The sequence below is a fragment of the Sphingomonas sp. JC676 genome, from assembly GCF_014489075.1.
Classification (GTDB): Bacteria; Pseudomonadota; Alphaproteobacteria; order Sphingomonadales; family Sphingomonadaceae; genus Sphingomonas.
Genome location: NZ_JACTGR010000001.1, coordinates 1,491,267 through 1,518,177 on the forward strand (window position 1 = coordinate 1,491,267; position 26,911 = coordinate 1,518,177).

Here is a 26,911-nt window from a genome sequence, read left to right on the forward strand (position 1 = left end):
TCGGCGAACAACGCACAGTCCCTTTCTGAAGTCTAACCTGACCCGACCGGCGTCTCAGGCTGCAGGTCATAGGAACGCTGGACAAGCGGGAAGCGAGTGCCGAGGCCGTCTGTGCTCTTGCGAGTCCAGACCTGCATCGATTGCTCGCGGACACTATCCGCAAGCTCCGGCGCGACCACGTTCCGGTAGAGACCCGATTCACCGACAATTACGTCGGCAATCGCATTGAACACGATCGACGGCTCGAACTGCTCGAACGGGAAGGAAAGCTTGTCGTAATCGAACACGCGCTGCGAGGGGTCGTCGTTCCAGTTCCTCGTGGCAAGGAACCCTGCGTCGTTGAAGCCGGTGAGATACGGGCCCGGATTGATCGTTGCCACCTCAACGCCGAACTCCTGCAGCTCCATGGCCATCGCTTCGGCGATTCCTTCGAGGGCATGCTTGGACGCGCCATAAGCGCCGACGAACGGACCGGACAGGATACCGACGACCGACGACATGAAGACGATTTTGCCGCTACGCCGTGCGACCATTTTCCGGGCGATGCCCTGGGTCAACTGCAACGGACCGAAGACATTGATCTCGAACTGGCGGCGGACATTCTCGTCCGGAATGTCGACGAGCGCGCCGCCCTCGATGATGCCCGCGCCATTGACGAGCACATCGACGTCCCACGAAATCGCGCGCTTGCGGTCGCCCTCACGGGTAACGTCGAGTTTCTCGATGCGCAGGGCGACGCCCTGCTCCTTCGCCTGGATCTCGAGCGCACGGTGCTGCGGATAATTCTCGACGCAGGCGATGACGTCGTGGCCGCGCCTGGCGAGTTCGATCGCGGCGCCATTGTTGAGGCCGCTGCCCGCGCCCGTTATCATGATGGTGGTCATTGCCTGTCTCCGGGCTGGATTATTTGGTCGAAAGGGCCTTCGCGGCGATCTGCGCCACATCCTCGTCCTGCTGTCCATTGCCGCCGCTCGCGCCGACCGCGCCTACGACCTCGCCGTCGATCGTAATCGGAACGCCGCCCGGGAAGATGATCGCGCGGCCGCCAAGACCGTTGGCAATGCCGTAGAAATCGCCGTGCGGCTGCGCGATGGTCGCGATGAAGCTCGTCGCGAGGCGGGTCGAAATGGCGGTGTACGCCTTGTTGTAGGCGAGTGCGACGCTCGACAGCGACGCGCCATCCATGCGGGCTTGCGCGATGACGGTGCCGCCGACGTCGACGACGCAGAGCGTGCTGGGCGAGCTGATCTCTGTAGCACGGGCGATCCCGGCCTGGATCACCTGGTTCGCTTCTGCGAGGTCTAGGGATTTAAGCGTGATCATGATCTTTTCTCACTGCCGGTGGAGGATAAGAATCGCTTCCGTGATTTATGTTTGGGAGCGCTATGTCGGGGCCTCACAATGCCTTCACATTGTCCTTTTGGTCGCCGACCATGGCGCTTTCATTTCGGCCAGGTTGATCCAAGGATCAGGGCACAGAAATTCTGGCGAACATAGTTCGTGTCCTTGAGCGCAAGCACGTCCGCCTTGACATTGCCGAAGGTGGTCAGCGGCTTGGCCGCGATGCCTTCGGCAAAGTGCGCGATGATACCTTCCTTGAAATTGGCCTCGCGCGGATGACATGCGCATACCTGGTCGCGCTGCTCGTGGGTGAAGTCGTGATAGGCGATCCCGAGGACGTCCATCTCGACGCCTGCGGTCACGAGCGCGATGGTGGGACGCATGTGTTCGGGAATGCCGGGCGTGGTGTGGAGCGCGATGGCGGTCCAGACGTCCTCGACATCGCGCTCGGCCAGGCCATAGCTTCGCATGAAGTCGCGCGCGGCATTGGCCCCATCGACCTCGAAGCGCATATCCGGGCTGGCATAGGCCTGGGTCAGCCCCATGTCGTGAAACATGGCGCCGAGATACAGAAGCTCGGCATCGTATTTCAGCGACTTGCGTTCGCCAGTAAGCGCTCCCCACAAAAACACACGGCGGCTATGATTGTACAGCAGATCATCCTCGGTGTCGCGGACCAGCTGGGTGGCGGCGCGCGCGATTGCGCTGTCCGGCACGGCAATACCGGCGATCTCACCTCTTATCGCAAGTTCGTATTCCATAGCTTCTCCATGGCGCGAGCCAGCGCGCAAATTTGTGTGTCTGTTGGCCGTCGCTCGACTAAGCGGGTCGATGCGTTCCGTTCGTCTTGTAATGGTGACGGGCTTCGCTCGACTCAACGCGCATGGACCTGCGATTCAGGACAAGCGCACATCGATTCCTGCCAGTAAGGGGGGCGCCGCTCATGCCCGTGGTTAAAGTGGCGTTGGTGATCCATCACGGCGTCCAGGCGCTCGACGTGGCCGGACCGGCCGACGTGTTTGCCGAGGCGAACGCCTTTATCCCGGAAGACGACCGCTACGAGACGGTGCTCGTGGCACGGGATCGTGCGTCGCTTCGTGCGTCGAACAATATGCAGTTGGTACCGGATCTAAGCTTCGAGGGGGCGTCGGGCGCATTTGACCTTGTTCTAGTGGCCGGCGGGCCGGACCTGCCGCATGCCGACCCCGAACCCGACATGATCTCCTGGCTCAGATCCATTCCCATGCGGACGGCCATTTACGGCTCGATCTGCACGGGCGCCTTCGCGCTTGGCCATGCGGGGTTGCTGGCGAACCGGCGGGTCACCACGCATTGGCAAAACGCCGCCAAACTGGCTTCCCGATTTCCCACCGCCCAAGTCGAGCCCGATCTCATATACCTTTGGGACGGTCCCCTCGTCACATCGGCCGGGGTGACGGCAGGCATCGATCTCGCGCTGGCGCTGGTGCATCAGCGACATGGAGCCGCCATTGCCGTGGCGGTCGCCAAGCGCCTGGTGGTTCTGGCCCAGCGCCAGGGCGGCCAATCGCAGTTCAGCCCCTATCTTTCGGCCCCGGCCAACCCGGAATCCCCGATTGCCCGGCTGCACACCCATGTCATGGAGAATATTGGCCGGCGTCACACGCTGCAGTCTCTCGCGGATGCGGTCGGCATGAGCTCTCGCAACCTCGCGCGTCAGTTCGTACGCGAAACGGGTATCACGCCACATGAGTTCGTCGAGCGCGCCCGCGTCGACGCTGCGCGCATGCTGCTCGAAGGCACGCGTCTGCCGTTGAAAGGCGTCGCATATGATTGTGGCTTTGGGACTGCAGATCGAATGCGCCTGGTTTTTGTTGGTCGTCTCGGCATCACCCCGGCTCAATACCGTGCCAGCTTCCAACATGATCCGACGTCATCCGAACGAAACATCTAAGCGTGGACAGCGCTCGATAGGTGGTTCGACCCGACGCCTCATTCGGAAATCGAGTCGAACCGCAAATTCGCGGACGGTAAGGAGCCGGCGGGCCGGGCGCGATAGGCCGCCCATATGTGAAGCGTGCCGTCGATCCAGCGCGCCGCCTGATAATGACGCTGCACCACGAGCCCGTCGTCGGGGACCTCCTCCTCGGGGATCAGCAATCCGCCGTCGGTGCCGCCTGCCAGCATCGTGGTCACGCTGCCGACGAGGCGCCCATTACCGGCTTCGTCGCTGAAGGAGCCCCGGGCGAGCATGACTTGTGCGTCCGGCCCGGTACGGATCGGCAGGAGCGGCACCCAGTGCGGTGGCGGCCGGTGGAAGAGCTTGTACTGGGGCGGCGCTTGCGGGTCTCCGCGCGGCTCCGGAGGCCGGGCGTCGGACAGAGCAATGCCGACCTGCAGCGGCGTCTCGAGTATCTGCTCGATGGCCCATGCGATATTGGCCTGCTCGTCGCGGGTCAGCGTGACCTGCTCGACGACGGGCCCGATCAACGGCTGCGCAACACGCGGTGCAAGATATAGCAGATTGCTGATCGGCACGCCTTCGGCCTCATCGCCGTCGACGGGCATGGCGTGGCGGAAAAGTCCCCAGCGGCCCGAACCGTTCGCCCCCGCCGGTTGCAGCAGTGTCTTCACGCCGAAAGTGTCGGTGACGGTCAGCGAGGCCGACTGGACCAGCCTGCCGACCGGGAGGTCGATCCCGATTACGAACCAGTCGTTGCCGAAACCGCCCAGCGTCTCGACGAGCAGCACCTGTGCCAGGTCCGTACTCGCAGGCTGGATCGCCGCGACGTTCAGGCGGCCATCTTCGAACTCCCAGAACCGCGGAGCGGGAAGCCCAGGTGCCGTCACCGGAACCGGCACGACGGTGCGCGTGACGGCCGCCCCAACCTCGGCAGGGCGGGTTCCGAGATTTACCTCGCCGTTCACGTCGAACTCGTACCAGTCGATCGAGTCGCGGTCATAGCGGGGTGCAGTCAGCGTGGTTTCGCCGAAATCATCCGCCGAGCGCCGTCCTCCCATCGAGGCGGTGTATTCGAACCTGGCCGGCTGCCAGCAGGGTGCTTGGGGATCGGCATAGTCGAACAAAGTCGCAAGCCACGCCTGCCAGGCCGCCGATGCCCGCGCAACTTCGGCGACGTCCAGCGGGTCGATGGCGCGGTCGAGCCGGGGCACGTCGCGACCGGCTAGTTCGGCAAGCAACCGGCGACCGTCGGGACTGCGGCCCGCGTGCAGCCTGGCATAGGCGGCGGTGGCCGGGTCGAGCGCCACCAGCTGCGCGTCGGACAACGGCTCCAGAGCGTAGCGGGCCCGGATACCGGCGCGATAGTCCTGCACCGTCTGCTGGCGCGCGAGGAGCGCGAGGAAATGCCGGCCCGCGTCGATGGCCAGGCGCAGTCCCGCGGGACTGTCCGTCGCGGGCGCCAGCGGCGTGGTGACACGCTCGATGATCGCTTCCAGCGGTGCCGCGTCGGCAGCGAAGCGCGGGGCGCTGAGCATGGTGTCGGGCGGGATCGGCCCGGCGATGAAGCGCGTCGGCGGCGCAGCGACCCCGCGCCAGCGCGCGAGGATCGGATTGCCGCCGTCATGGCCTGCGAACTCCCCGACCTGCCATTGCCTGGCCAGCAGCCACAGCGGATCCTGCACCGGCGCCGCCGACCCGACCGCCAGATCGCCGCCGCGCGGCTGGGGTTCGAGGCGGGAAAAGGTGGTGATCGACGCCATCCTATCCTCCGCTCAATGCGTTGGGGTTGGTCGACGGGACATCGCCCTCGGTGTTGAAAGGCAGGACGGTCGCCGGCAGGAACTGGCGGACGAGATCGAGGTCGTCGGGATCGAGCGCCCTGACCCGTGCCAACTCGAGCGTTTCGAGCAGGACTTGGTTGAGGCCGCCGACCGTCCACGGCTCACCGATCACCGGGGGCACCGCCAGCAGCAGCGCCTGCGGAGCCATCGCGGCCGGCGGCTCGTAGCGGAACGTCACGCCCGTGCTTTCAGTCGACGACGGCACGAACTCGGTAAACTCGTCGACGAGCAACCCCCCAAGCTGTCGGGCGGGCGCGAGGAGCTCGCCGCCCAACAGCACCAGCGACGCGGCGCCATCGACATAAGCCGGTGCCGGCCGCCCGTTCCAGGCCGCACCGGGACGATGCGGGACCTGCGCAAGGCTGAGGCCCGGCGGCGTGCCGCCCATCGCCTCCGCCTCGCGCATAGCGACGCCCAGGCGCATCAGCGGTTCTCGGACCCGCTCGAGGCGTGTCAGCCAGGTCTCGGCCACCAGCGGATCCGCTCCCGCGAGTGCCGGGTCGTCGCGCGACGCGATGAGATCAGCGGCGTCGGGCAGGAGGAACCGGGGGAGCACCACGGAACCGGGCCCGAGCAGCCCTTGCGCACGCTGAATGAGCTTGTCCGGCTCGTCGGCTGGCGCAGGAGCCGCGCCGGCTTCGCCCAGGCGACCCTCGAGCGCCTCGCGGGCCCGGGCGGCCGCCGCGCGCAGCGACGCCTCGTCGCGCACCGCCGGGATGGCGGTATCGCCCAGCGCGAAGTCCCAGCTGGCGGCAAGCGCGGCGTCGACCGCACCCGTATCTGCCCCGGCCAGTGCCGCGTCGAGGCTGGCAAGGGCAGACCGGACGCGTTGGTCCGCCCGCGACGTCCGGGCAAGCAGTTCGTCGAGATCGATTCCGGCTTGCGGATCGGCGTGGGGCGGCTGAAGCCTCGAGCCGTCGAGCGGCCGGCCAGCGGCGGCGAGCAGGCTCAGCGATCGACCCAGCTCGAGCAGATCGAGCAGGTCGCGGTTGGGGAGCAGCTGGGAGCGCTCGGACGGCACCGCCGCAGGAAATGCACGCGCGGCCCTCGCCGTCAGCTCTGCCAGCCCCGCGTCACCGCCACCGGCAAGGCGTACGAAATCCGAGGCGCTCAGTCGAAGATCCGGCAACGGCACCGGGTGCTCGGTACCGTTACCATCCACCAACGCCAGATTCCGGCCTGAAGCCGGGCCGAGGCAGCGCGCCAGCCAGGCGTCGAGCGCCGGCTCGGTTTCCGCCCGCGGCGAGGCGGCCGCCTCCGCCCATCCCTCCGTCGGGACGGCGTCGACCGCCAGAAGGATGGCAACGCGGTGCGTGACCGTGACTCCGCTGCGCGGCGTGCGAATGAAGTCGAGGTCGGGCGGCGGGGTCAGTCCCCGGTCGATGTCGCCAAGCGTGTTGACAGCCGCGGTCAGGTTGCCGCGCGCGAACTGGTGCACCTGCTCCGCCTGGAGCAGATCGGCGGCGGCATCGACCGCGACGCCGAGCCGGCGCAGCACGCCTGCAGCCTTCCGCCGCTGCTCTTCGAATGTGGGCTGAGGCAGGTTCGGGTCACCGCCGGGAACAAGGTGATCTAGGGCGTGATCTTCGCTGTCGGCCCATAGCTGGTGCAAGGCCAGACCGTCGAGCCGGCGCGCCGGGATCGGCAGCGTCTCCTGCCCGGGCAGCGGGGTGACCTCGCGGGCATTGTCCACCGCGGCGTCGAGCCCCCGTTCGTGAAGGTCGCGCTCGACGAGATAGCCAAGCACCGCACCGAGACCGCGGCCGGCGCGCACGCCGTCGAAGATGCGCTGCGCCAGCCGCACCCGCTGCGACGTAATCGTGATCGCGAACGGGTCGTCATCCCCGCCGCCATGTACCAAGTGGACGTTGCGCAGCAGGGCAGCGACCTGGGCCTGGTGGATCGACGGCGCGTGAAGAAAACCCGGGTCGTCGGATGCCCGCCGCAGCGCACCCGGCTCGCCGGCAACCGTGCCGGTGACCAGCTCCGGCGGGTCGCGGCGCAGTCCCTCGACCCAACCATATCCCCCGACCACCACACCGGCCGGCGCAACGGCGCGCAACTCAGCAAGGCGGCGCGTCGCCAGCGACGTCGCCCAGGCGTCTATCCGGTGAGAAGCCGCATCGAGCGCACCGGCCAGCTGTGGACCGAGCTGATCCGCACTCGCCGCGGCGACGGTGCCCACCGCCAAGCGAAACGCCTCGATCCCCGCCCCTGCCGCATCGGTGCCCGAAGCCAGCCGCTCGCGTACCGTCGAGCCATCGACGAGCCGCTCCCGCTGGGCGGTCCACCCGAGCGGTCCGGCATCGAACCCGAAGAACTCCTCGTCACGCGTGGAAGCGACGGCCGGGTCACCGATCAGGCGGGCGGCCGCGGCGGCGTGCTCGCGCAGCCAACCCTGGCGGATGAGCGCCGCGAGCAAGGATGTCGGGCGCCCGTCCGCATCGGCGGCGAGCGTGTCGATATCGGCTGCGAGCAGGTCGGCGAGCATGGTCGCATGGTCATTGCCGACCAGTGGCAGGCCGACCGGCCACTCCGTGGGATCGTGGAGCGTGAGCGCGGCGGCAATCCCCGCCGGCACGCCCATCGCCTCGGTGAGTGCCCGGGCCCGTTGCGCGAAGGCAAGCCATTCCTCCGGCGGCACCGTCCGCTCGAGAAAGTCGAGCGTGCTCGCTGCGAATGTCGGGCCGAAGGCTCGGCGCATCGTCACCCCGCTCGATACCGCATCGCCCCGCAGCACCTCGACCAGGTCGTTGGCGGGGTCGTCACGTCCGAGCCGGGCGACTTTGCCGAGGGCGGGTCGCCAGCCGGCTACAATCAGCCCCGAGACGATCGCGCCCAACCTGGTTTCGCGGGGATCGCCGCGGAAACGGGTCAGCGCAGTGACGGGCAGGACGCCATAGGGCTGCCGGCCGACCCGGATCACCGGCAGCGAGCCGCCGGGCCGTACGAAGCGCCCGGCATGGTCGCGAACCCAGTCGCAATCCTCCACGCTGAGGCCAGCTGTCCCGATGCCGACGAACTGCGTCAGCCAATATCCCCAAGTGGCCGGCCACAATGCCCGGGCCACCGCCGCCGCCAGTTGCTGCCCGTCATTGCGGTCGCCGCCCGGCAACCCGGTAAGGTGCGTGTCGCCGACGCCGATCGCGCGCGCGGCCGATGCCGCTATGCTCCCCGGCTCAGCGGCAGCGGCCCCGTCGCTCGCGCCAAGCTTCCCGAGCGCCGCGCTCGACCAACCGGACGGAACGTCGCTGGCGTTGTTCGTCGGCGTCCCGGGGGCGACGAAGCCGAGCCCGGCGGTGTAGCGCTGGGCGTCGAGCAAAGCGGCGAGGCCCTCGGCACCGGCGTCGGGCCCTCCGGCGCGGACGCCCGCGACCAGCAGCACATCGACCGGCCCCGATACCGGGAGGCGCAGCGCCATGCCGATCGCCTCGGCAGCAGCGAAGTCGACGAGCCAATTCATGCCCTGGTCGAGCGCGGCCACCTCGCTATTCTCGTCGCCTTCGCTCGCGGGATCAACGAGCGGCGCGTCGATGTCCGGTCCGACGGCGGGATCGAGCGAGATCGGCCGACCGGTGGCGATGGCAGCGATCTGTCCGCCAGCATAGGCAGTCGCCGTCCACGCGCCCGGCAGCAGGCGCGCCACGGGCGTGGCCGCGCGTTCCGCCATCGGGGGGGCGCCGAAGACGGGCTCGACCAGCGGCGGATCCCCATCGGCGACCGCCTGATCCGGCCGCGCGGCGGCATTTTCGGGCAGCGTCGCCCGCGCGACCCAGGCCGCGCGCCCCGGGTCGAGCCGCTCGGCCAGCGCCCGCCAGGCCCGACCGCGTCGCTCGGCGTCACTCCCGCTGCGCCAATCGGCGACCCAGAATCCCTGACCAGCCGCGACTTCGCCAGGCGTCAGGCGAGGATCATGGGCGTCGACATGCACCTGATCGGGGTAGATCCGCACCAGCAGCTCGGTCGTGCCGTCGGCGGCGTCCGCGAAGCGGGTTTCGAGCCGTATCGGCAACAGCAAGAGCGGATGGCTCCCTGCGTCCAGCGTCGCCCCCGAGGCCGGGTTGTCCGCACCGCCGCCCGCGATCAGCGGGCCAAGATCGATCGGCGCCTCGGTCATGGCGCCGGCTTCCGGAGCAGCACGGGCACGGGGATCGTGATCCGGGCCGGGAGTTGGCGCAGCCGCAGCGCCAGCGCCGCCGACGTCGGATCGGGCGCGGGCGCGTGACTAACACCCGGAGGCGCTTCACCGACTTCGAAGCCGAAGCGCGGTGCGCTGGGCTGTTCGGCGATCACCACCGACCATTGCGTAGCCTCGCCCTCGGGAATGGCGAAGCCGAAATAGCGCACGTCGGGCACCATGGCCCCGGTGAACACGGGCAGGCGCGATTCGCTGCCGCGCACGGCGGAAACCATGGCGTCGGGGAAGCGGCGAAGCAGTTCGGACCGCACCAGCAGCACAAATTGATCGCCCGGCGTCGCGTCCTCGTCGAGCGCGCGTTCGCCGCGGGCGGCGAGCGGTTCGAGGTCGGGCGGCATGGTCGGATCGACAGCGTTGTCCCAGAAGCGCTGGAAGAAGGTTGCGTTCAGCGGGGCCGGGAATTCGCGCCACAGCAGCTCGCGGCCGAATTCGTGATTGAGCCCGATCATGAAGGCCTGCACGAAAGTAGAATTCGTCACCAGGGCCAGCGCGGTGTTGGCGGGCACCCCTTCCAGTCCGGGCAGGAACCATTCCTGGCCTAGCTCCGCCAGCGCGTTCGCCATCGGCGCGGCGAAGCGCGGGCTCAAATCCGTGGGGATTGCCGCCGCGGGTGGCGGATTGGCGGGGTCGCTCGTCGGCGCCGGGTTGGTCAGCATTTCGCCCAGCGCGGCGGCGAACGTCGAACGCGGCGCTGCCATCGCGATGACCTGGGTGAACACGGTGCCGAGGTCGAGCGATGTTCCGCCCGGCCCGCCCGGACTTGCCGGCGCGAGAAACTTCGTCAGGTGGACGGGAGCAAGCGCCCTGAAGGCTGCCGCCTGGGCGCTGTCCCGGCGCACCGGCGGATGCGGGTGCACGGGCGGGTCCAGGGGATCGACGGGGTCAGGCGGATCGAAATCGTCGGGAAAGCCCGGGCGACGACGTTTCGCCAATGGCTGCGGTCGGGCGCGGGCGAGTGCTGCCCCGAACGTAGCGGCGCGCGTGACGTGAAGCGGGGTGAATATGCCGGGCTGAGGATGACTGGCCGGGAAGCTTGGCGAGCGGACTGCGAAGCCGGGTCGCTGCGGAACGTCTGCAAATGCGTCGGGCTGGATCAGCGCCCAGGCGGTCGCAAGCACCGATGGCGTTGCGGAGCCGAGCATTTCGAAGGTGGCCAGCGGGCCGACGTCGACGCGCGCCCGACGCGGGCCGGCGATTTCAGCCATGCGCGTGGCGACTTTGAGGATTGGCGGAGCACCCGAGCCTTGCACCGCGCGGCGCACGGCCGCTCCGCGTACCCTTGTCGCCCGGCGAATGGTGGCGCTGAAGGCATGGACCGTCAGGTCGCCGCCGGCGAACAGACCGGCGATAGCAGTTCCGCCCGACGATGCGCCGGGCCGCAGGCGACGGAGCAGTGGCGCAACCACGAACACACCCGTTTCCGGCGCCAGCGGCGCGAGGTGCCGCGCGTAGATGCGCTCGGCCACCGCGACTCCGACATCGGCCAGGCGCCCGAGCGCGGTCGCGGCACGCATGTCCGCCGCCTGGTCCCAGGCCGAGGCGACGAGCACTTCCTGGTCGCGCTGAACGACCTGCACGCCGAGCGCGGCAGCGATGCGATTGGCGGGGTTCGTGTTGAGCTCTTCGTACCAGCCGGTGGAGCCGACCGGCCCGAGCGCGGCCACCGGCCGATACGCGGTGCCATAACGCGGCGGCGCCAGCAGCGGGGTCGCTGCGGGGACGTGATCGGGCGCGTTGAGAATGTCGGTGAGAGCAGTCGCGAAGCGCATTGAGAGTGCCGGATCGCTCCATACCGCTGGCGGGGTGTCGAGCGGACGCAGCGCACCACCGAGCAGCACCCGGGCATCAGCGGCTCCGGTCAGGCCTAGCCCCGCGTTCGACAAGTCGATCGGGCGCGAGCCCAACCCTTCTTCCGACACGCGGCCGCGGATCGCCAGCGCCAGCGACTGAAAATCGCCGGTCGGCCCGGTCGCGAAGCGCCAGTGATAATAGACCGGCAGCTCGACCGGCTTCATGCCAGGTGCCAGCGTCCATGCCGGCCCCTCCGCGCCCTCGGGATCGAGCCCGAGCCCGGATCGCCGACCGGCTTCGAACGTCGGCACTACGCAGGCCAGATACTCGGTCTGCTCGGCAAGGAGCCGGCCGCAGATGAGCCGCGACAGGTTGCGGGCCGGATCGCCGCCCAATGCCGCGGTGATGGCCGCGTCGCCCGGCGTCTGGGGCGCGACCTGGCCGTGCGCCCAGGCCCAGGAGTCCGCCAGATCGGGCAATTCCTGCTCGGGCAAAGCCGGCGGCCCGATGCGCAGCACCGGCAGCGTTCCCGTCGCGGAAACGTCGAGCCGGATGCCGGCGCCGACTTTCACGACCACGAGGCACAGCCAGGGCCGCAGTTGCGCCGCCTTCGCCGAAGCCGGGGTAAGCAGCCAGGGCAGCGCCGGCTCATCGAATTCGATCGCGGCGAGATAGTTCGACTCGAAGGTGCGCGTGGCCGGCGCCGGCTCGGTGCGGATCACCTGCTGCGGAAGCAGCGCGGTAACGTCGCCCGGACCCATTAATTGCACCCCAATCCGGGCCGGCGCGGTCCGGTTGATTATCACCTCGGCAGTCGCCGAGATCCGGCTGGCAGGATGCATATCGCGCCGGTCGGGAGGAAGGTCGATCGTCCCGCCGCGGGCGATCCAGGGCAGGAATACCAATGCGGGATCGCTCATGCCCGCCTCCTCAGTGCATCGATGCGCGGGGCGTCGGCCAGGACGTTCTCCGTGTACCGGTCCGCGCGGCCGGTTCGGGTCGCAGCGCGCGCGGCCGCGCCGATCCGCAAGCCCATGTCGAATATATGGACCGGAGGCGGCTGGGGCGTCGGCGCGACGACCGGCACTCCGTCGTCGCCGACGGTGATCTCAGTATAGGCGACCGGCGACGACACCGAAGCGGCCGTATCGGTGCGGTACTGGTCGAGACCGAACACCACCCCGGCCTCGCGCCGCACGAAGTCCGGCGCCGCGAGGCGCTCGGCATCGGAAAGGTCGAAGAACTGGCCGTCGGGAAAATCGTCGAAGACGGGCGCGGTGTCGGCCCCCGACCCGCCCACGGCCGCGGAGGTGATGGCGAAGCGGCGCGTGTCACCTGCCGGGATGAACGCACCGACCCGGTCGATGTCGCGGTCGAGGTTGAACGGCACGACCCCCTGCCGCACTTCCAGCCGGCCCAGTGGATGCAGCAGGAGCGGATTGGCACCGCTGCCGCCGCTCCGCACACTGACGATCCCGGCTGCAATCGGCAATGGCTCGGCCCGCCAGCTGGTTGGACTGGACAGCCGGGCCACGAGTTCGGCGATCACGTCGAGCGTCTCGGTCGCGACGCTTTGGGAGCCGCCGATCAGCGTGCGGTCGAAGCCGATGGTATAGTCCCACCACAGGATGCCGAACGTCGCCTTGCCGGCCAACTGCAGCGGAACCGGCCCCTCGAGCATGCCGCGTACATCGATCTTGAACAAATTGTGGCTGCCGCGCTTGAGTTGAACGCCCGCTCGGAATTCGGCGATGAAATGCGGCGGCCATAGCTGGATCAGCACATCGAACCCGACATAGCCCTCGATGCTGAAGCCGTAGGCGGACGCGTAGAGCGAGGCCCGGGCACCGAACTGGACGGTGTTCGAGGTGAGCGCAAAATACGCCTCGACGATCAGCTTCGGATTGTCGCCCGCGGTCAGCGCGATCGTAATCCGGGGCAGCACCGGAAACCCGCTCGGAGGCTGGAACCGCGGGTTGAAGCCGCCGACCGCAAGCGCGAACCCCTCGCCCGGAGTCCGGCGGAAGGCCGCGGCACCGGTCAGGACGAAACGTCCGCAGAGCTTTGATTCATACAGCACGGCGTCGACCGCCATTTCGCCCGAATCGAGGTCGAACACCCCGATCGCATCGAGGTTGAGGCGCAGGATCGCGTCCTTGTCCTGAGGCAGCGCCGATGAAATTCGTCCCAGCACGACCAGCCGCGATTTGTCGGCGACCGAGTCGCGCTCGAGCATCAAGGCGAGGTCGGCGCGGATCAGGGGACGTCCCGCGCCGAAGAACAGCTTCACCAGGATACCATAGCTGTGGACGCCGGCCTGCACGGGGAAGAAGGTGCGGAGCGCGCTCACCAGCTCGGGCAAATGCTTGACCGGATCGGCGGGGAACAACACGTGGCGGAGCTGGCCGGTCGGCAGTGCCGTACGGATGGCCGTCTCGTCGATGCGCCGATCGGCCGCGTAGATCACGCCAAAGCCGTCGAACGTCACGAAGCCGGCTTGCAGGTCGAGATGCTCGACCGTGCCGATCAGAATCAGCGAGGACTCGGCGTTGCCATTCCGGTCCTTGGTCGAGGCCAGCCCCACGCAGCTCAGCGTGATCCGCTTGCCAAGGCGCAGGACCAACGCACCGACATAATCCCCGGTCGCGGGATCGTGCTGGATCGTGCCGCCGCCGCTGATCGGCCCGGTATCGAGCTGGATCGCGATCCCGAGCGGCGGAGCCGCGTCGAACCCGGCCTGGACGAGGCGCAGGTTACGTTCGGACGCCGGGGTTATCGTGTCGGCGGTTGCGGCCAGTCCGAGCCGGTCGACGCGCAGATAGACCGGCCCGAGCGTGGTGCTGAACGAGATCAACACGCCGGCGGCAATAGCCTTGCCGGTCTCCGGGGCCGTCGCCTCGCGGTACGCCAGCCGCAGCACGATTTCGTGGACGTTGATGCCCAGCACTCCGCCACCGCCAAGCGGCAGGGTCATGTCGAGGTCGGACGGCCCCGCCGGCCCGGACGAATCAAATGGCGGCTCGGCACCCACCGCGTCGGTGCTCGCCGCCTTGTGCACTTCGTGGATGAAGCCGAGTTGGGAATCATAGCCGAGCGCGAACCCGAACGGATAACGGATCGGCCGTCCACCCAGCAGCTTGCGGACGAACGAGTCCCCGCTTTCGCCATCGATGACGAGCGCCGCACGATCGGCGCGGAACAGCACGCGCGCGCCCGCCCCGGACAGGGTCAGGACGGCAGCGAGCGGCCCCAGCTCGAGGCGGATGCCGAGGCTGCGGGGCCAGGAATGGATCGTGTAGGATATGCCCGCTTCGTTGGGGATGGCAGACCAGCCGACCGAGACCTGTGAGGTTTCCGCCGTCGGGCTGAATTTCGAGTCCGTGCCCGAGATCAGCCAGGATGCCGCGGCATCGCTGCGGATATCGGCGCGGAAATGCCATGCCGGCTCGCCCTCGGCGCGATCCGGGTTGATGACCTGGTCGATGGTCAACTCTCCCCCGAGCGCCATGAACAACTGGTGCGGGCGGGCCGGAACGCCGAGGCGGCGAGGCAGATACAGCCAGCTGACGCGCAGCTGTTCCTCGTCATCGGTATCGCCCCTGCGGATCACCGCCGAAACCATCCTGCCCGAGACGACATCGGCAGCGGTCGGACGCACCCGGGAATCCACATCGAGCGCGCTCGAATCCCAGCCCACGATGACATCGCCGAGGATATTGTCGTCAAACTCGTCCTTGACCTGGTCGATCACCGCGAGCGCGGCGACCAATCCCCGGATTGCCCCGTCCACCACGAGAAAGGATTTGTCGCGTGCGGTCTCGAGCGTGCTGCCGCTGGCACCCGGCACCGTGTCGTCGAGGTCGTCGAGCGTCCGGCCCGGGTTCCAGATGAACGCGAAGATGGTCGCGAAGGCGTTGAGAAAGCGGGTATGGCCGCGCTCTCCTACGCCGTGGGTCTCGGTCAATTCGACGGCCGAGGCGATCGCCTGAAGAATGAGGAACCATTTCGGCCACTCCCGCCGGGCGTAATTGCTCGCCAGCAGGTCGAACAAGGCGTGGACGAAAGCGTCACCGCGGCTTGGCCAGTCGGCATCCCATGCCTCGATCTGGTCGATGATGGCGCCTAGCAGGATCGCAATGTTGCCGATGGCTTCGGCCTCGGCCTGCGCATCCGGGTCCACCGCATCGCGATAATGCAGCACCGCGCTGAGCGCCGCGGGCGGCAGCTCCACCGTCCCGCTTGTGCCCGGCTTGCCTCCCAGGTCGGCCAGCACCGCTTCCCGGACTTCGGGAATGCCTAGATCAGCTGCGTCAGCGGCAAAATCCGCGACCAGCCCGGCAAACCGCTGAAGGATCGAGCGCGCGCTCATTGCGGCGGCGGGACCGGCAGCGGTTCGATGGCCGCCACCCGCAGCCGCTCGGGCGGCGGATCGTCAACCGGGCCGAGCGGTGCGGTCTGGACCATGTAGGGAGCCAGCACCGGCAATCTGGACTCGGGGTCGTCCGCCCGCGTGTAGACCTCGTGGATGGCACTGATGGCATTGATGCCATCGACCGCGCCGTCCGGTTCGGTGGTGAACCGGCAAATGCCGAAGTTCGAGCGGAACATCATCTGGCGGGCGTTGCGCATCCGGTCGAGCGCCGACTGGTGGCGGGCCGCGATCGCCTGGAGCGCCGCGAACACCTGATCGGGATCGCCCCCCAATTGAGCCTCGACCGCGGCGTCGTCGATTTGCCGCGCGCGTATCGGTGTCGGCCGGTCGGAATCGGGCCGGTCGTCGAGCAGCGGCTCCACCTGCCAGCGCCAGTCCGGCGGTTTGGCCGGATTGAGCCGGGTCGTCAGTTCGGGCCGTTCGGCGCTGCCAGGCTCGTTGTCGTCGAGCCAGCCATGGGCGGGCAGCAAGACGGGGCTGCGCTGAAGTTTTGAACGCGTGACCGCGACGAGATCGTCCACACTCCGCCCCTCGGGCAACAGAACGAGATCTTCGGCGGGGCGATCCCAGCCGAAGCGTTCGACCCCGAGCCGTGCCCGCAACAGCTCCTGCAGCAGCATCGCACTGCTATCGAGCGCTCGCAGATAAACGGGCATCACGTTCTTGAAGCCGCTTGAGGTGAACTGGGCGAGGCACGCGGGCCGGGCGTCGGCACCACGCCAATAACGCATCACGTTGCCCGTCGAATTATGCACGTCGCCGGACAGCAAGACCACACGCTGGAATTCGGCCAGACGCTTGAGGAGATGTTCGAAGGCCAGCGGCTCGAGCGCCCAGGTCTCCAGCGCATCGGGGTTGGTCCCGGGCATCCGGCGTGAGCCGCTCACCTGGTCATTGGCGAGCTTGCCGGCTTTGGCCATGTCGAAGATGCGATAGATTGCGGGTGACACGATCTCGTCGAGCACGCCGGGACCGATCACCTGAAGCGGAGCGACGACGATCAGGACTTCGCGGCCGGCCGCCAGCGGCGGTGGCGGCAACTGGTCCACCAGCGCCTCGGGCGACACGTTACCGGGCGGCCCCACCTCGGACGCGTACGAGCGACGGGTGCGATTGTCGAACGCGACGACCTGATGCTTCGGCCCGTCGATGCTGAAGTGCCATGTCAGGGCCGGCCGGACAGCGGGGAAACGACCGTCGGGGTCGGGCGTGTTGTCGAGCTGGTGGCCGAACATCCGGGCCAGACTGGTGAAGGTTCCGGGGTCGGGCCCGACCTTCTGGCCGGCGGCGAAGTAGCTCGGCGCCCGGACCAGCAGGTCGCCGGGAAGCTGGCCGCCGAGATCGGGGTGGGCGGCGTCGGTCGCCTGGTCGTAGCGCCGCGGGTCGTTGCCCCAGTCCTGGAACAGCGCGTAAGCGAGCATTCCGTTGGTCAGAATGACCTGGCCGAGCACCGAGCCCAGCACACGACGGCGCCAGAGCGGGCTGATAAAGAAATCGTCGGTCAGATCGTGATCGTCCAAGATCATGTAGGTCGGCACGTTCGCGAGCACCCGCTGAACCCGGCCGAGTCCCAGCAGGAAATCGCGATGAACCGCGTGGCTATGGCGCCGGCCGCGCTGCTTTTTGGCTTCCGCTTTCTTCTCCTCGTCGGTCATCTCCTCGGGCTTCTTCGGAAGCGGTGGAAGAGAAAGGTGCTCGGGAATGCGGTCCGGGTAAGCGAACTCCAGCTCGTAGATGATCCGCTGCGCTTCGGAGAGAGTATCGAGCCAGCGCAATTGTGGTCGGGTAGAGGGATCGTCGTTTTCGGTCGCCACGCGGGCGTTGGGAACCACCTCGCCCCAGCATGCCGGGCTCCACACCATCAGGTAAAGCGCGGCGAACTCGCCGAACGAGATCAGGTGGTTGTCCCCGTCGCTACTGGTGAACTGGGCGCTGCGCTGGGTTAGCTCTAGCCGGCGACCGACCATGAAGTTTGTGCCCCCGGCCGGGAGATCGCCTGCCTCGGTGGTCTCGTCTTCCAACTCCGCACGATAGGATCCGTTGGGTTTGTCGGGGTCGGGCGGCTGTGTCGGCACCCGCAATGTTTGCACCTGACCGACTTTCACCCGCTCGATTGGCAAGTCGGTCGCGTCGTCACGGCCGATCAGTTCGACGCCCAGCTCGGCGACGCGCCACATCATCAGCGTGGCAACGTCGTCGGCGTAGATCTGATCGCCGCCTAGGAAGAGCTGGTGGGGGCGCGAGCGCGGATCGCCGACACTCGACTCCAGCAGCTCGTCCATCCACGCAAGCGCGTCACCGTCGTCGTAGGAGGGGCGCCGGCACGACCCGTAGGCGATGCGGAGATGATCTAACTCGGACGGCGGCAACGCGAAGCTGGGCAACATCCGGTCGGCATATCCCAGCGGCGGCACCTCGACGCCGCTCACCAGGTGGGTCTCGAGCATGCCCAATTCGCCCAGCCCGCGCGTTTCGCCCTCGGCGGTGATCAGCACGTCGTAGGAGTAAAGCCGGTCGGGAAGGAAGCTCTTGCCCGAGGCTGGCGGGATCCGCGCCGTGACCATTGCGAGATGGAGATGTTCCCCCATCCGGACGGCCTCGGCACCGGGCCGGGGCGGGGCGGCCGACGGATCCGGCGCATCATTGCTGCTTACGAAGACCGGGTTCGTGGTGTCGTGCGCTACCCGCCCTTCCCACACCCGCAGCTCGAGATCGGCCGGCTCGCTGAAAGCCATCCACACGGCGACCAGCCCCGGGTCGACCCGGCGAAGAATCGGTCCAGCAAGAACCAGTGGCAGATCCATGACCCACCCCACACGCCCAAAACAGCCGACGCCATTCTACGGTCAGGCATAAGTGCTGTCACCCCGAAACTCGTCGCTCTATAAGAACGACTCGTCTCCATTGCGACTATTTATAGTCACTCTGAGTCGTCGAATCGATCGTTGTCTACTTCCTTTGTAGTATAATTGGGTCGAGGTGAATGAAATCTCTTGAACGTTGCCGCGCTCCCTCCGGACTTAGCTTCATTATCGTCGTTTCGAGCCCACCGGCCAGAACGATGGCTTACGGGATCCGCGCACGGCGCCGGGACGTCTTGGTTGAAAGCAGCCATCGCGCGTGGACGACCGCTTTGGGCCGGCAGCGGACCGGCTGTTTTCCGGAAGAAAACCGGAAAAATGCGGTCGGACCCAACGGCGTCGCTATGCCGCGGCCTAGCTCGGGCGCTGTTCGACTCGTTCCACGCATGACGGAGAAGCTTTCGTCTCGTTCGTCGCCGTCCGGACAAGCGGCGCGACATAGGTGCTGTCTTATTGACATGCCCGCGCACCGCGACCGTGCTCTGCGCTTGCGCCGCACCGCCCGTCAGGAACATGCGCGCCACCATCGCGGCTGTCGCTAAACGCTTCATCGATCTTCTCCCCCGTTGAGGACCGGGTGTCGCAGCTAATAGAGGTCCAGTTGAATCGCCCTGAAAATCCGGCAACGATCAATCCAAAGGTTCGCGCGGGATCTGAACTGAAGCGAGCAATCCGCCGCCGGACACTCCCGCGCGTTCAATCGGCGCGCCGAGAAGTACCGCCAACTCGTCGAGGATCCGACTGCCGTCGCCAGGTTTCGCTGCGGCTCCCAGACCAACACCGTCATCTTCGACCGCGAGCCTGGCGTGCGATACGTCCACGCTCAGCGACACTTCGATGCTTCCGCCTGTCTCGGGGAAGGCATATTTGAGCGCGTTGAGGACCAGCTCGCTGGCGATCAGCACAAGCGCGCGCCGGTGCTCGGAAGTGAGCCGCAACTCCGCGATCGAACAACGCAGTCGAATCACACGCGCACTGTCCTCGAAAAGCGCGACCAGCCCTTCCACGATACGCGTTAGCAGATCCGCGCACGGCACTGTCGTTCCGCGTTCCTGATCTTCGGCGAGTTCTGCATAGGCCGCCGCCACAATGCAGGCGTTCGTCGCCATTACTTCGAGGCAGATCGGATCGAGGGTTCGTGGCCGAAAATACACGAGCGCGGCGGCAAGTTGTGCGAAGTTTTTCGCCCGATGCGCTGAATCCTCGGACCATAACACACGCCGATGCGGCAAGGAGAGTTCGGGATCGATGCGGACGGGCGGAAATGGCGGACTGAACAGGTGCATCAAGGATTCGGGATCAGGTGCCAGGCCGTGCCCAGGATCGATCGATTTGTGAGGTTTGTGCTCCACTGTTCAGCCCCAGCGTAGTTCAGGCTCTTGCTACCCGGGATTGCGGCGCGTCTAGTTGATTATAATCAATGATTCACAATTGAGCTTAAATAAATTTGTAATAGATCAAGTGCTTCCACGCAGGTCACTCGCCGTCAGTCTCGAAACTTTGCCCAATCCGAGTGAGAAGGTCGAGCGATGCCTGCATCCGGTCTTTGGATTCGCCGGCAAGCGTCGCGACTTCGACTTTCACTTCGGCCGCGGTCTCAACTACCGCGATCGCCTCGGCCACCGAAAGCACGGAATTCTCGACAAGTGCGTGAAGGATGCTCTCGGCCAGCAGCAAGGCGGCCTGCCCGTGCGCATCGGGTTCGAGAATGAGCGGGACCGGTTGGACTCCGTCGCCGGTGGCAATGGAAGACATTGAAATCGCCTGTGATGTCAGGCGGGAGTACGAAGCGTCTCTCTGCCGCTGGCGCCTGATTTCGCGTGCCGACGATGCGCTTGCTTAGACCGGTTCGACGCCGAACGCCACAACCCTGCTCAATGCAAATTATTGATTATAGTTAAGTCATGGATCAATAACGTAAGTAACAAACGAGGGCCCATGTCCAACGCCTTTGTCGAAAAGCTGAGTGGTTACGCGCCCCTAACTGCGGCGGACCGTGCGCTGCTCGCGGGCGCATGCGGAGGCGCACGTCGCGTGCCCGCGCGCTATGATCTCATCCGCGAGGGCGACAAGCCGGGCCCGGTATTCGTCATGCTGGAAGGCTGGGCGTGCCGCTACAAATTGCTGCCGGAAGGCGGCCGACAGATTATGGCGTTCATGATGCCCGGCGACTTTTGCGACATGCACGTCGCGGTACTCGACGAAATGGATCACAGCATCGCGACCCTCACGCCAGCGCGCGTGGCCGCCGTCCCACGCGGGCAGATGGAAAGGCTGATCGAGACAAACCCGGCGATCACCCATGCCTTCTGGTGGTCGCAACTTGTCGATGAGGGAACGCTCAGGGCCTGGATCGTCAGCATGGGGCGCCGAGGCAGTGTCGAGCGTGTCGCGCATCTCATGTGCGAAATCTATGTGCGGGCGCGCAACATCGGGCTCGAACATGGCACGCTGGTCGAATTTCCACTGACTCAGATCGTGCTCGCCGACGCGCTGGGACTGACGCCGGTGCACGTCAACCGGGTTCTGCGCAAATTGCGGCTCGAGGGAATCATGGAAATCGGAAGGGGGAAGCTGGTTATCTCCGATCCCGGCAAGCTCGCGCGCATCGCCGGCTTCGACGATAATTATCTGCACCGCCGCATTAGGAATGCAGCCTAAGCTGTCCAGGAGCAATGCCTCGGCCCCGCGAAAAGCCGCGAGTTTAACCCCAGCGCGAAGCAAGGACGACTCCGCATATATCGACCCGCCTGAAGAGCGGATCCTTGTACGCCAGAACGTCGTCGTTGAAGGTCCCGAAGGTGCTGTCGGGCCGGTGCTTCATGCCCTGATAGAAGGCATCTATGATTCCGTGTTTGAAGCCAGCTTCTCGGGGAAAAGCCGCGATAACCGCTTCGCGCTGCGCCTCTGTGAATTGGTCATAGCCGCGGCCGGCCACATCCATTCCCGCCCCCGCCTGTACCAGCGCGATCTCCGGACGCATAAATTCCGGTACGCCGGGCGTCGTGTGAAGAGCGACTGCGTTCCAGACCGTCTCGATGTCGCTTTCGGCAATGCCTTGGCTCCGGAGAAAATCACGCGCGGCATTCGCGCCATCTACTTCGAAGCGCAACTGGCTGCTTTCATAGCGCGCGGTGAGGCCGATGTCGTGGAACATGGCGGCCGTGTAGAGCAGCTCCGGGTCGAAGCGCAGCCCCATCCGGATCCCGGCCAAGGCGGCCCAGAAATAGACCCGGACCGAGTGATGAAAAAGCAGATCGCTCTCGGCGTCGCGAATGAGTTCGGTGACTTCGCGCGCGATCTTACTGTCGGGGATATGCACTCCCGATATTTGCGGAAGGGTCATGGTGGTCATTTTCCGGCTGCCCACCGCAAATTTCGCATTAGGCTGCAAAAATCGCGGCGATGGAAATGCGGGTCCTTGTCGGCGACGATATCCGCGAGGCCGGTGCCCTGCGTGGTCTCGGGCCGATGCTTCAGGCCGTCGTACAGGGCTTGCATAAGGTCCTCCGCAAATCCTGATGGCCGCGGATAAGCGGTCTCGACGGCGTTCCGCTGCGCGTCGGTGAACGCATCGTAGCCAAAGCCCACCAGGTCCATCATCACCCCTTCGGCGGTGAGGGCGGCGATAGGGTGGAGATGCGCGGAAATTCCCGGCGTCGTGTGCAGCGCGATCGCCAGCCAGACTCGCTCGATATCAGCTTCGGAAATGCGGTGGCTTCGCAGGAAATCGCGGGCAGCGTTCGCGCCGTCCACCTCGAAGCGCAGTCGGCTTTCCCGAAAGCCGGCGGTCAGGCCAACATCATGGAACAGGGCCGCGGTGTAGAGCAGTTCCGGGTCGAAATTCAGCTCCCGACGCTTTCCAGCGAGGGCACCCCAAAAATAGACACGTGTGGAGTGCTCGAACAGAAAGTCGCTCTCGGTAACGCGAATGAACTGCGTGGCTTCGCGCGCCAATTGGCTGTCGGGAATGCGCACGCCGGAAATCTCGCTGGCGATCATGTCCATATCCCATCACATCTTCTGATAGTCAGTGCTGCGCCGTCTCAATTTTCGCGGACGGCCTGCGGCGTGCTGCGGAAGCTGATGGCCATGCGATTATAGCTGTTCATCAGGCTGATCGCGATCGTGAGGTCGACAAGCTGCTTCTCGTCGAAAACGGCGCGCGCGGCTTTGTAGGCGCTGTCCGGCACGCCGGTGTCGGCGACGCGCGTCACGCTCTCGGCCCAGGCAAGCGCGGCGCGTTCGGCCTCGCTGAAGAGGCTGCCGCCTTCCTCCCAGGCCTGCACCAACGCGATTTTCTCGATCTTCACCCCCAGCTTGATGAGGTCGCGGGTGTGCATATCGAGACAATAGGCACAGTTGTTGATCTGCGAGATCCGCAGATAGACAAGGTCGACCAGTTCGGTGGGCAGACCGCTCTGCAGGACATAGCCATAGACGCCGCCGAGTGCCTTGGCGCCGTTGGGAGCGACCTGATTGTAGTCGATTCTCATGATTCCAGTTCCTTCGATCTTATTTGACGGGGGTGGTGAGTGTTTTGTCGTCGGAGTCGACGATGAAGACCGCGAGCAGCTTCGCCGGCCTGGTCTTGCTCGCGTTGCGGCTGATCGGGTGGCTCGCGTTCGGCGGTTCTGACCAGCTCTCGCCGGCCTTGTAGATGCGGGTCTCGCCGTCATTCACCTTCGACTCGATCTCACCCGAGATCACATAGGCGTAGATGAAGGCGGACTTCGCGTGCCTGTGCGGTGGGGAAGCCGCACCTGGCGCATAGTCGACTTCCACGACGATGAGCGACTTGCCGGGGATGTTGGGAATCGCTTGATCGAATTTGGGCGTGACCGTTTCGGTTTGGCCGTCATGCGCAGGGGCCGGTCCGGCAACCGCGAAAGCAAGCGCGGCGCAGGTGACGGCAATGATGGTGCGGACCTTCATGGGCTTTCTCCTTCGGCACCAAGATGAGTCCTGATGGGCCAGAAAAAAGCACCAAGAACGCGCGGAAATCATGTACTACGCCACGGTGAACGCGCCGCTGAACCTGAGTCTCGACCGCACGGCAAAGATAGCCTTGGCGGAGCAGATCCGAAGGGGGGTGACCGCGGCCATTGAAAGCGGAGTGCTGGAGCCCGGTGCGCGCTTGCCCTCATGGCAGGATCTCGCCGCCCAACTCGGCGTCGCCCGCGGCACCGTGCGGACCGCATATGAGAAGTTGGCGGCAGCCCAGCTGATCGAGGCCTCGCGGGCGACGGGCACGCGCGTCGCGCAACGTCCTCGCGACGCCGTGAAGAGCGAGCAACCGCCGGATGCCGGCTCGTTCATGGAAATCTACCGGGAGATGACGCAGGGACCTGCGCTTTTCCAGATGGGAGTGCCGGCAATCGAGACCTTTCCGGCAACCTTGTTTGCGCGCATTCGCGCGCAGGCGGTTCGCGCCGAAGCGAGCGCTCCTCCCCTCTATCCCGATCCTCGCGGCGAGTTCGAGTTGCGGCGTGAGATCGCGGGCTATCTGGCCGTCGCCCGCGGCATCAACTGCTCGCCATCGCAAATCATCGTCACCGGGGGTTTCGCTGCGGGGCTCGGCCTGACGCTCGGCGTTCTTGACCTGGGCGGACATAGCGCCTGGGTCGAGAATCCAGGCTTCCCTTGGACCAGGAAGGGACTCGAGCTCGCCCGCTTGTCGCTCGCGCCGACTCCGGTCGATGCCGACGGTATCGATATCGAGCATGGCCTGCGCCACCATCCCGACGCGAAACTCGTCGTCGTGACCCCCGGTCAGCAGGCGCCGCTCGGCGCCATCTTGTCGCTCGAGCGGCGCCTTCGTCTGCTCGAATGGGCGGCCGCGAACCGGGTCTGGGTGATCGAGGACGACTATCTCAGCGAGCTGCAACTGTCAGGAAGGGCCGCGCCGGCGCTCGCGTCCCTGGACCGGGACGGACGCGTCATTCACATCGGCTCGTTCAGCAAGACGATCAGTCCGGCCGTTCGGCTCGGCTTTCTGGTCGCGCCGGTCGAGCTGATGTCGCGGTTCGCAGAGGTGGCAGCGTGTCTCGCGCCGGCACCCGGCCCCGCAGTGCAGCTCGCAACCGCCGAGTTCATGCACGAGGGCCATTATATGCGCCATCTCCGACGCACCAAGCGCGCCTACGCCGCCAAGCGGCAGGTGTTGCTGGAATGTCTTCAAGCCTCTGTCGGCGCCGATCGCGTCACCGCACCTGGCCTGGCCGTGCTACTGAAATTGCCAAGGGGGACTTCGGACCTGGCCGTCGCACGAGCACTCTCTGCGTTCGGAATGTCTCCCTCGCCGCTGTCGTCCTGGTATGTGTCGCCTGACAGCGCAGAGGCGGGGCTTCTGCTGGGCGTCGCGACCGCTCCGACGAGTAACCTTGCTCGATCCTGCGATCGATTGTTTGACGTCATACGTCGGTTCCGTTGATCAGGTTCAAGGCTGGGCCTGGTACCCGGTGCCGAAATTTACCAAGGTTGCACGACAGCCTCTCTCGGACCGTATGCGAGCGGTGGGCGGTTTCGTTCTGAAATTTCGCGGACGAAACCTGAACACTTGGCGGCCTTCGACGATACTCCGGATCGGCATCGAACGTCCGAAATGGTAGTTGGCGGCCATTCGTCTTGGGTCGCTGAATCGCACTTATTGGCCGAGATCTACCGGGCCGCCTTAAAGCGGCGACAATCGATGTGGGAAAGGAGAACCGCTCGCCTTCCCGTTACCTCACGGACGAACGCGGATGATCGTCTTCCCCGGTTGTCGTTCGGTCGGGTTGAAGGCGGCGAGGGCATCGTCGAGAGGTGCGACAGTACCGATGTTCGTCCGCAGCCGTCCGTCCCGCACCCGCTGGATGATCTCGCCCAGTTGGGCGCGATCGGACTCGACAACAAAGTCGATCGCCAGGCCGTCGGTGGGCCGCTCCTCGGCCGGTCCGACGATGGACACTAGTATCCCTCCGGCACGAACCAGGCGCGCGGAGCGCTTCCCGATATCCCCGCCGATGAGATCGAACACGAGATCGACCTGGCCGACGTCTTCGAGGCGCTCATTGTCAAGATCGACGAACGCGTTCGCGCCGAAGTCGAGCGCCGCCTGACGGTCAGCCGCGCGTCCGGTGCCGATCACATAGGCGCCGAACTCATGCGCGAGTTGGGTTACCATCGACCCGACCGCGCCGGCGGCCCCGTGCGCGATCACGCGCTGCCCCGCCTGAAGACGGCCGTGCACGATCAGTCCCTGCCACGCGGTCAGACCCGAGATCGGAAGGCTTGCGCCGACGGTGAAGTCGACGTCGCCGGGCAGCGGCGCGAGGTTTCGGGCTTCAACAGCGATGTACTCCGCCAGAGATCCGTCGCGATACCAATCGGTGAGGCCGAACACCCGCTGCCCCACCGACAGGCCCGTTGTGCCGTAGCCGAGGGCGGTGACCACTCCGGCCAGCTCGTGGCCGGAGATTGACGGCGTCCGGTCCCGACCGAGGCGGTCGGTCCAGGTCGAGGGCCACCCCAGTTCGGTGCCGACGAAACCCGCCGCATAGACCTGAACGACGACGTCGTTTATTGATGGCTGCGGCTCGCGCCGCTCCGCCAGCTTCATCCCGGCCGTTCCAGCGGCTTGGTCCGTTACCACAATCGCCTTCATGAGAATTATCTCCTCAGCCATTTGTCTGTTTGGTGGAAGTGTCACGGCCATGCCGGCGGCACGTCCGAACCTTCTTGGACTCTATCTCTCACAGCCCGAAAAATAGCGCGCGCTGGATCATGGAGAAGGACCAGGAACGCGAAGAAATCGTGTACCACGAAAGCACACCAGGCCGCTGGACTTCAGCCTCGACCGCGGGACGAAAGTACCCTGGCGGTGCAGATCCGCAGGTAGGTGACGATTGCAATCGAGGCGGAGTGCTGCAGCCCGGTGCATGCCTGCCCTCGTGGCAGGATCTTGCGGCCCAGCGGGCGCCAAGTTGACGAACGCTCGCGGATCGGCGGGATGCGCGGGCACCGCCTGTACAACCGAAATTGGGCGCGTAGCGGACGTGACCGGAAATGACACGCCGTGTGAAGCGCCACCCGGACGATCCATGGAAGGTTCGTCTGTAAAAGCTGCCCGTCCGCAAACGACCCACTTCTGGACGCTCCCGCCATCCAAGCCGCTTCCCGATTGCAGACATTCGGGAAATGGTCATGCTGCGCGCATGAGCGGCGAGCATTGGACTTACAACGAGTGGGCGACGAACACGGTCGAAAAGATCGTGGTCATGGGGTTGGCGGCTCCGGAAGAGCATCGTGCCGACTGGCTTCGGCTGCAGATCGGCTCTGCAATCGAGCAAGCCCTGCGTCACGGCCGCTCGGGATTGGGGGACGATGACCCGGTGGTGGCGTAGAGGCGACCGGCGGCAACCGCCCCAATAGCCGACGTTGGCGGCCGCATGGATGATGCCCGCAACCTGCCGTCGTCTAATAGCGGTCTTTGCAAGCACTTTATGGCGGCAGGCGTTGTATGCC

General features: G+C 66.2%; 19 protein-coding genes. 4 read left to right on the top strand and 15 right to left on the bottom strand.

What is annotated here, in order from left to right:
- Positions 1 to 32 precede the first annotated feature (32 nt).
- The 3 genes from IAG41_RS06965 to IAG41_RS06975 all read right to left on the bottom strand — a co-directional run bounded on the left by IAG41_RS06965 (position 33) and on the right by IAG41_RS06975 (position 2,132).
- Complete coding sequence (locus tag IAG41_RS06965; protein WP_187727773.1) at positions 33 to 884, bottom strand: SDR family oxidoreductase; 852 nt, start codon at positions 882 to 884, stop codon at positions 33 to 35.
- 19 nt (positions 885 to 903) lie between these two features.
- Complete coding sequence (locus tag IAG41_RS06970; protein ID WP_187727774.1) at positions 904 to 1,323, bottom strand: GlcG/HbpS family heme-binding protein; 420 nt, start codon at positions 1,321 to 1,323, stop codon at positions 904 to 906.
- A gap of 119 nt (positions 1,324 to 1,442) precedes the next feature.
- On the bottom strand, positions 1,443 to 2,132 hold the full coding sequence (locus IAG41_RS06975; protein ID WP_262408474.1) for an HD domain-containing protein: 690 nt from the start codon (positions 2,130 to 2,132) through the stop codon (positions 1,443 to 1,445).
- A gap of 152 nt (positions 2,133 to 2,284) precedes the next feature.
- Between IAG41_RS06975 and IAG41_RS06980 the strand changes: the two genes are divergently transcribed.
- Entirely contained in the window at positions 2,285 to 3,274 is a 990-nt protein-coding gene (locus tag IAG41_RS06980; RefSeq protein WP_187727775.1) for a GlxA family transcriptional regulator, read from the top strand.
- Positions 3,275 to 3,312: 38 nt separating this feature from the next.
- On the opposite strand, the gene IAG41_RS06985 is transcribed toward IAG41_RS06980, so the two are convergent.
- The 7 genes from IAG41_RS06985 to IAG41_RS07015 form a co-directional block, all read right to left on the bottom strand.
- Positions 3,313 to 5,043, bottom strand: a complete 1,731-nt coding sequence (locus IAG41_RS06985) for a hypothetical protein (RefSeq protein ID WP_187727776.1) — start codon at positions 5,041 to 5,043, stop codon at positions 3,313 to 3,315.
- A gap of 1 nt (position 5,044) precedes the next feature.
- Positions 5,045 to 9,142: a hypothetical protein gene (locus tag IAG41_RS06990; protein WP_187727777.1), complete on the bottom strand. Its 4,098-nt coding sequence runs from the start codon at positions 9,140 to 9,142 to the stop codon at positions 5,045 to 5,047.
- 95 nt (positions 9,143 to 9,237) lie between these two features.
- Complete coding sequence (locus IAG41_RS06995; RefSeq protein WP_187727778.1) at positions 9,238 to 12,033, bottom strand: hypothetical protein; 2,796 nt, start codon at positions 12,031 to 12,033, stop codon at positions 9,238 to 9,240.
- Positions 12,030 to 15,482: a DUF6603 domain-containing protein gene (locus IAG41_RS07000; RefSeq protein ID WP_187727779.1), complete on the bottom strand. Its 3,453-nt coding sequence runs from the start codon at positions 15,480 to 15,482 to the stop codon at positions 12,030 to 12,032. Before IAG41_RS07000 ends, IAG41_RS06995 begins: the two co-directional genes overlap by 4 nt.
- Positions 15,479 to 18,349, bottom strand: a complete 2,871-nt coding sequence (locus tag IAG41_RS07005) for a hypothetical protein (protein WP_187727780.1) — start codon at positions 18,347 to 18,349, stop codon at positions 15,479 to 15,481. The genes IAG41_RS07000 and IAG41_RS07005 overlap by 4 nt, the downstream gene beginning before the upstream one ends.
- Before the next feature lie 686 nt (positions 18,350 to 19,035).
- Positions 19,036 to 19,758 carry a sensor histidine kinase gene (locus IAG41_RS07010; RefSeq protein ID WP_187727781.1) on the bottom strand — a complete coding sequence of 241 codons (723 nt, stop codon included), beginning with the start codon at positions 19,756 to 19,758 and terminating at the stop codon, positions 19,036 to 19,038.
- Between the two features lie 124 nt (positions 19,759 to 19,882).
- Positions 19,883 to 20,161, bottom strand: coding sequence for a hypothetical protein (locus IAG41_RS07015; protein ID WP_187727782.1), 279 nt, complete (start codon positions 20,159 to 20,161; stop codon positions 19,883 to 19,885).
- A gap of 183 nt (positions 20,162 to 20,344) precedes the next feature.
- On the opposite strand from IAG41_RS07015, the gene IAG41_RS07020 reads away from it, so the two are divergent.
- Positions 20,345 to 21,067, top strand: coding sequence for a Crp/Fnr family transcriptional regulator (locus IAG41_RS07020; protein WP_187727783.1), 723 nt, complete (start codon positions 20,345 to 20,347; stop codon positions 21,065 to 21,067).
- A 43-nt stretch (positions 21,068 to 21,110) separates the two neighbouring features.
- Here the strand turns inward: IAG41_RS07020 and IAG41_RS07025 are convergent, their stop codons facing one another.
- Genes IAG41_RS07025 through IAG41_RS07040 form a run of 4 tightly spaced genes read right to left on the bottom strand, consistent with a single transcriptional unit; the run spans position 21,111 to position 23,341 of the window.
- Entirely contained in the window at positions 21,111 to 21,761 is a 651-nt protein-coding gene (locus IAG41_RS07025) for an HD domain-containing protein (RefSeq protein WP_262408475.1), read from the bottom strand.
- Positions 21,758 to 22,414 (bottom strand): HD domain-containing protein, encoded by a 657-nt coding sequence (locus IAG41_RS07030; RefSeq protein WP_262408476.1) that lies wholly within the window; start codon positions 22,412 to 22,414, stop codon positions 21,758 to 21,760. The genes IAG41_RS07025 and IAG41_RS07030 overlap by 4 nt, the downstream gene beginning before the upstream one ends.
- Before the next feature lie 38 nt (positions 22,415 to 22,452).
- Positions 22,453 to 22,902 carry a carboxymuconolactone decarboxylase family protein gene (locus IAG41_RS07035; protein WP_187727784.1) on the bottom strand — a complete coding sequence of 150 codons (450 nt, stop codon included), beginning with the start codon at positions 22,900 to 22,902 and terminating at the stop codon, positions 22,453 to 22,455.
- A 19-nt stretch (positions 22,903 to 22,921) separates the two neighbouring features.
- Positions 22,922 to 23,341, bottom strand: a complete 420-nt coding sequence (locus tag IAG41_RS07040; RefSeq protein WP_187727785.1) for a cupin domain-containing protein — start codon at positions 23,339 to 23,341, stop codon at positions 22,922 to 22,924.
- Positions 23,342 to 23,411: 70 nt separating this feature from the next.
- On the opposite strand from IAG41_RS07040, the gene IAG41_RS07045 reads away from it, so the two are divergent.
- On the top strand, positions 23,412 to 24,839 hold the full coding sequence (locus IAG41_RS07045) for a PLP-dependent aminotransferase family protein (RefSeq protein ID WP_222950491.1): 1,428 nt from the start codon (positions 23,412 to 23,414) through the stop codon (positions 24,837 to 24,839).
- Between the two features lie 294 nt (positions 24,840 to 25,133).
- On the opposite strand, the gene IAG41_RS07050 is transcribed toward IAG41_RS07045, so the two are convergent.
- Positions 25,134 to 26,051: an NADP-dependent oxidoreductase gene (locus IAG41_RS07050; protein ID WP_187727786.1), complete on the bottom strand. Its 918-nt coding sequence runs from the start codon at positions 26,049 to 26,051 to the stop codon at positions 25,134 to 25,136.
- A gap of 550 nt (positions 26,052 to 26,601) precedes the next feature.
- Between IAG41_RS07050 and IAG41_RS07055 the strand changes: the two genes are divergently transcribed.
- On the top strand, positions 26,602 to 26,790 hold the full coding sequence (locus IAG41_RS07055; RefSeq protein WP_187727787.1) for a hypothetical protein: 189 nt from the start codon (positions 26,602 to 26,604) through the stop codon (positions 26,788 to 26,790).
- The last annotated feature ends 121 nt before the right edge of the window (positions 26,791 to 26,911 follow it).

Excerpts from the sequence above, each read along its gene's own strand:
- IAG41_RS06965 (WP_187727773.1), bottom strand. The coding sequence starts at position 884 with ATGACCACCATCATGATAACGGGCGCGGGCAGCGGCCTCAACAATGGC.
- IAG41_RS06970 (WP_187727774.1), bottom strand. The coding sequence starts at position 1,323 with ATGATCACGCTTAAATCCCTAGACCTCGCAGAAGCGAACCAGGTGATC.
- IAG41_RS06980 (WP_187727775.1), top strand. The coding sequence starts at position 2,285 with ATGCCCGTGGTTAAAGTGGCGTTGGTGATCCATCACGGCGTCCAGGCG.
- IAG41_RS06985 (WP_187727776.1), bottom strand. The coding sequence starts at position 5,043 with ATGGCGTCGATCACCACCTTTTCCCGCCTCGAACCCCAGCCGCGCGGC.
- IAG41_RS06995 (WP_187727778.1), bottom strand. The coding sequence starts at position 12,033 with ATGAGCGATCCCGCATTGGTATTCCTGCCCTGGATCGCCCGCGGCGGG.
- IAG41_RS07000 (WP_187727779.1), bottom strand. The coding sequence starts at position 15,482 with ATGAGCGCGCGCTCGATCCTTCAGCGGTTTGCCGGGCTGGTCGCGGAT.
- IAG41_RS07005 (WP_187727780.1), bottom strand. The coding sequence starts at position 18,349 with ATGGATCTGCCACTGGTTCTTGCTGGACCGATTCTTCGCCGGGTCGAC.
- IAG41_RS07015 (WP_187727782.1), bottom strand. The coding sequence starts at position 20,161 with ATGTCTTCCATTGCCACCGGCGACGGAGTCCAACCGGTCCCGCTCATT.
- IAG41_RS07020 (WP_187727783.1), top strand. The coding sequence starts at position 20,345 with ATGTCCAACGCCTTTGTCGAAAAGCTGAGTGGTTACGCGCCCCTAACT.
- IAG41_RS07025 (WP_262408475.1), bottom strand. The coding sequence starts at position 21,761 with ATGACCACCATGACCCTTCCGCAAATATCGGGAGTGCATATCCCCGAC.
- IAG41_RS07030 (WP_262408476.1), bottom strand. The coding sequence starts at position 22,414 with ATGGACATGATCGCCAGCGAGATTTCCGGCGTGCGCATTCCCGACAGC.
- IAG41_RS07035 (WP_187727784.1), bottom strand. The coding sequence starts at position 22,902 with ATGAGAATCGACTACAATCAGGTCGCTCCCAACGGCGCCAAGGCACTC.
- IAG41_RS07040 (WP_187727785.1), bottom strand. The coding sequence starts at position 23,341 with ATGAAGGTCCGCACCATCATTGCCGTCACCTGCGCCGCGCTTGCTTTC.
- IAG41_RS07045 (WP_222950491.1), top strand. The coding sequence starts at position 23,412 with ATGTACTACGCCACGGTGAACGCGCCGCTGAACCTGAGTCTCGACCGC.
- IAG41_RS07050 (WP_187727786.1), bottom strand. The coding sequence starts at position 26,051 with ATGAAGGCGATTGTGGTAACGGACCAAGCCGCTGGAACGGCCGGGATG.
- IAG41_RS07055 (WP_187727787.1), top strand. The coding sequence starts at position 26,602 with ATGAGCGGCGAGCATTGGACTTACAACGAGTGGGCGACGAACACGGTC.